This is a genomic window from Methanobrevibacter sp. UBA212 (assembly GCF_905233225.1).
Classification (GTDB): Archaea; Methanobacteriota; Methanobacteria; order Methanobacteriales; family Methanobacteriaceae; genus Methanocatella.
Genome location: NZ_CAJODJ010000076.1, coordinates 1 through 4,715 on the forward strand (window position 1 = coordinate 1; position 4,715 = coordinate 4,715).

Here is a 4,715-nt window from a genome sequence, read left to right on the forward strand (position 1 = left end):
AAAATCCTTCCGAAAGGGCAACATCAATTCAAAAGCAGGCCTACGGGAGAATTTCATCAGTTGTCAATAAAATCAAAAAGGATCTGGATTTCCTTGACTTTGCAAAACAGAACCTGAGAAACATGCCGACAATTGACTTTGATGCAACCACCATAGTAATTGCAGGTTTTCCAAATGTCGGCAAATCCACTCTCCTAAGGCAGATTACCGGTGCCGACCCACAGGTTGCAAACTATCCATTCACAACCAAGGGAATTCAAATCGGGCACACTGAAATACACTGGAGAAGCATACAAATTATTGACACTCCAGGACTATTGGACAGGCCTGTTTTAGAGATGAACGACATTGAAATGAATGCTATCGTTGCACTCGAACACCTTGCAGATGCAATACTGTTCATTTTTGATGCATCCGAAACCTGCGGATTCCACCTGGAAAATCAGTATAACCTGTTAAAACAAATCGAGAAAATCTTCTCTGAAATTCCAGTTTACTACTTGTTCAACAAAATGGATTTAGTGGAGGACAGAGAACATCTTAATGAGTATATTGACGACATTGACAATTCCATTTTCATTTCAGCAATTGAAGGTGAAGGAATAGATGAAATCAACAAAGTCATCCGTACCATCAAAAAAATAGATCGAAACGTTGAAGATGATGATGACTATTACTAGCCATATTACCTAAAAATCACAAAATCTAAAGGAAAATATGATATTATTAAGTTTTGATATTGAGGAATTTGACGGTCCGCGTGAACATGGAGTGGATTATTCACTGGAAGAGGGCATGAAAGTATCCATAGAAGGGACTGAAATCATTTTAGATATACTTAAGGCAAATGATGTGCGTGCCACATTCTTTTGTACAGGCAACTTCGCCAATAATGCTCCAGATATAATAAAACGCATCATGAAGGAAGGTCATGAGATTGCCTGCCATGGCGTTGACCACTGGCAACCGAAGGAAAGCGATTTTGCTAGGTCAAAGGAAATTGTGGAAAGTGTTGCAGGCATTACGGTAACAGGTTATCGTCAACCCCGCATGTTTCCAGTTGTAGAATCAGAAATCAAACGTGTTGGCTACCTCTACAATTCATCCCTTAACCCTGCTTTTATTCCAGGTCGTTACATGAACCTGAAAACTCCTCGCACTTGGTTTATGAAAGATGGAGTCATGCAGATTCCAGCTTCTGTAACACCACACATTCGTTTCCCTCTGTTTTGGCTATCCCTGCACAACTTGCCTGAAGGAATTTATCACAGAATGGTTAGAAGAGTTCTTCGCCATGATGGATATTTTGTGACTTATTTTCATCCATGGGAGTTTTATGAGCTTAAAAAACATCCTGAGTTCAAAATGCCATTCATTATCAAAAACCATAGCGGACAGGATATGGCAAATCGTCTGGACCGTTTGATTAAGATGCTTAAAAGAGAATGTCATGAATTTATTACATACAATGAGTTTGTACATATTAAAACAAAATTAAATAAAGTGAATTTTATATAATATCTTAATTAAATATATCAACATGTATGAAAAAAGGGATTTGATAGGTAAATTATTTTTTGGTGCGGCAATCCTAATATTGCTTTACATGTTTATTTCTCCTTTAACAAATACATTCATTAATGTTGACGAATATTGGACTTACAGTTTGGTAAATCTTCCATTTATGCAGGGAATGATTGTAGCAGTTCATGACGTTCATCCACCACTGTATTATATGATACTATATCTGTTAACACCGTTGGGCTTGCAAAACCTTTACGTTTTAAAAGTCGCTTCAATAATTCCATATATTCTCATAATGGTGGTTTCGGCAACTAAAATTCGTGAAGATTATGGCTGGTTAACTGCAGGATTGTTTGTCTTTTGTTTAGGAGTAATGAGTGACTTTTTTATTGAATTTTTAACAATCATTTATTACAATGAGGTCATAACTAAATGGGATAAGAAATCATGGATACTGCTAACATTGTTTACGCTTTTATCCGCATACACCCAATACTTCTTTGCAATTACATGCGGATTGATATATCTGCTCATATTGTACGAAATTTTAACAAAACATAAGGATAAGCTGAAGCAATTCGCAAAATCCGTTTTGGCATTGATTATTCTATATGCACCTTGGATGGTTGTTCTTGTTCACCAAGTGCAGACCCAGGCAAGCGAACCTCGTGAAGGCTTTGAATTGGCTAATGCAATACATTACATTACCTCTTTTGCAATCAAAAGTCAAAATTTCGAATTTGAAATGATTATTTTCAAGCTGGTGGCTCTGGCATTTTTAATCCTGATTCTGTTCTTAATCTATAAAAATAAAGACAGATCCCCCGCAGTGGGATTATTTTTAATGTATGGAACAATTGCAATAGGAATTATTTCACTCATGTCCTCATTTTCAAATACCATGAGAATGAGATATCTTGTTCCGGTATTTGGAATATTCTGGCTTTCAGCCTCAATTGTCATCGGCAAAATCAAAGACAATAAAATTTTAATGGTTGCGCTGATTTTAATCATCATCCTAACAGGTGCAAGCATAGCCATTACACAGGACGACATCGATTCAAGATTAAAGTTCAATGAAAAGAAGGATACTTTCCTAAACAGCATCAACAACAATGACAGCGTTATTGTGTACAATACCGATTATGGCTATAAAATTTTACATGACGATTTGAATAACACCAGCAAGCAGTATACATTGTCCGGACAATATTTCTACAGCGGAGATGTGGAATATTCCGATAACTTTACTAAAATATTGAAGGAAAACCCAAATAAAAAAGTATATTTGGTTAATTGGAAACTCAAAGAATCCAATAAACAATTTGAAAAGAAATATAATTTAACCAAGGTCTATGATGCGGACCACTACAACTTCAATTTAGTTAAAAATTAAGTGCATTATGCACTTATCTTTTTTTATTTTAATCTTTAAATACAATCAGTTTTGAAAATATGTAATTCAGAACAATTACGATAATCTGAACTACAATTTTGGATATTGTATTTCCAATCATCATAACATCTATAAAAAGATACATGAGTGCAGTGTCAACAACACCCGAGAATATTCTTCCTCCAAAAAACAGAGCCATCTCTTTCAGGATATTGGGACTTTTGCTTTCAAATACCCAAATCCTATTTGTGATGTATGCAAAAAGCACTGAGAAAAACCATGCCACAATATTTGAAATAAGATAATTAACTCCCAAAACATCTTCAAATAGGAAATATACTGCAATATTAACAAAAAATGTGAATGCTCCGAAAAGAACATATAAAACCAATTCTCTATCAAATTTTATAAACTCCATCATTATTCCCCATCAATATTTGATTCCTTAACAATGAAAATTGGCCTATTTTTAGCCTCAAAATAGGTTTTTTCCAAATATTTGCCCAAAGCTCCAATAGACAATAATTGAATTCCACCCAAAAGCAGAAGAGAACACATAATTGTAGGATAACCTTGAACAGGATCTGAATAAAGCAGATATCTAATAACAATAAATATCAGGTAACCAAACGCCAAGACTGAAAAGATAGTACCTAAAATCATGGATATAGTCAACGGCAGTGTTGTAAATGCAACAACGCCCTCACCAGAATATTTAACTAATCCCCAAAATGACCATGTGCTTTCACCGGCAGCCCGCTCCACATTTTCATAATCAATCCATTTGGTATCAAATCCAACCCATTGAAACAAACCTTTTGAAAAACGGTTGTATTCAGGCAAATCCAATACTGAGTCAACAACCTGTCTAGTCATGATACGGTAATCAGTAGCACCTTCAACCAGGTCTATCTCTGAAATTCTATTGAATACCTTATAAAATAAATGAGAGAAAAATGATTTGATTCTCGGTTCGCCTTTTCTTGAAACTCTTCTTGCGGCAGCAACATCATAACCCTCATTCAATACAGATTCCATCATTTCCGGAAGCAATTTTGGCGGATGCTGCAAGTCAACATCCATAAGACATACAAAATCTCCTGAAGCATATGTTAAACCTGCGTAAATTGCAGATTCCTTACCGAAATTTCTGGAAAAAGATATATATCTAACGTTTGAATTTTTACTGGCCAAATATTTAATATTTTTTAGAGTATTATCACGGGACCCATCATTTACATAAATTACCTCAAAATTATAGTCTTTTAATGTTTTTTGAATCTCCTCGAGGAAAATTTCAACACTTTCCTCCTCATTAAAACATGGTGCAACAATACTCAATAAACTCATAATATATATTTTATTTGAAATATTATAAATAATTTCCAAATGACAAAATATAACTTTAAAAAAAATAGCTAAACAAAACATACCCCCTCAAAACTAATGGATTTTAAAAAATCAATCCTCAAAAACAATATAAAGCCGTATATTTCACAAAGTTATTTAAATGAAAAAATTGAACTACCTCGACTTTGGAGAAGTCGAGGATTCTTACTTCACGGGCTGATACTCTCCCATGAGAGTAGGATTACCGTGCTATCCCCCCCTGTTCCAGAGGTTCATTGTTTCATTGATTAAATCTGTTAATCCTTGTTTTAGAATGTTTTTAGCTGCGTTTATGTCTCGGTCATGTATTTTTTGGCATTGTGGGCATTTCCATTTTGTTTCATATTTTAGGTCTTTGTTGTAGTATCCGCAGTTGTTGCATGTTTTGCTTGATGGGTACCATCTG

Annotated in this window: 6 protein-coding genes; 3 read left to right on the plus strand and 3 right to left on the minus strand. The window is 34.8% G+C overall.

Going from position 1 to position 4,715, the window contains the following annotated elements:
- The 3 genes from QZ138_RS11310 to QZ138_RS11320 all read left to right on the plus strand — a co-directional run.
- Positions 1–680 (plus strand): GTPase (locus tag QZ138_RS11310; RefSeq protein ID WP_292889117.1); only part of this gene is annotated, 680 nt, incomplete at its 5' end.
- Between the two features lie 37 nt (positions 681–717).
- A complete protein-coding gene (locus QZ138_RS11315; RefSeq protein WP_342765680.1) occupies positions 718–1,518 on the plus strand; it encodes a polysaccharide deacetylase family protein in 801 nt (266 codons plus the stop codon).
- A gap of 22 nt (positions 1,519–1,540) precedes the next feature.
- Complete coding sequence (locus tag QZ138_RS11320; RefSeq protein WP_292889118.1) at positions 1,541–2,920, plus strand: hypothetical protein; 1,380 nt, start codon at positions 1,541–1,543, stop codon at positions 2,918–2,920.
- Positions 2,921–2,948: 28 nt separating this feature from the next.
- On the opposite strand, the gene QZ138_RS11325 is transcribed toward QZ138_RS11320, so the two are convergent.
- The 3 genes from QZ138_RS11325 to QZ138_RS11335 form a co-directional block, all read right to left on the minus strand.
- Positions 2,949–3,341, minus strand: coding sequence for a GtrA family protein (locus QZ138_RS11325; RefSeq protein ID WP_292889119.1), 393 nt, complete (start codon positions 3,339–3,341; stop codon positions 2,949–2,951).
- On the minus strand, positions 3,341–4,270 hold the full coding sequence (locus tag QZ138_RS11330) for a glycosyltransferase family 2 protein (protein ID WP_292889120.1): 930 nt from the start codon (positions 4,268–4,270) through the stop codon (positions 3,341–3,343). Before QZ138_RS11330 ends, QZ138_RS11325 begins: the two co-directional genes overlap by 1 nt.
- 249 nt (positions 4,271–4,519) lie before the next feature.
- Positions 4,520–4,715 (minus strand): zinc ribbon domain-containing protein (locus QZ138_RS11335; RefSeq protein ID WP_292889121.1); only part of this gene is annotated, 196 nt, incomplete at its 5' end.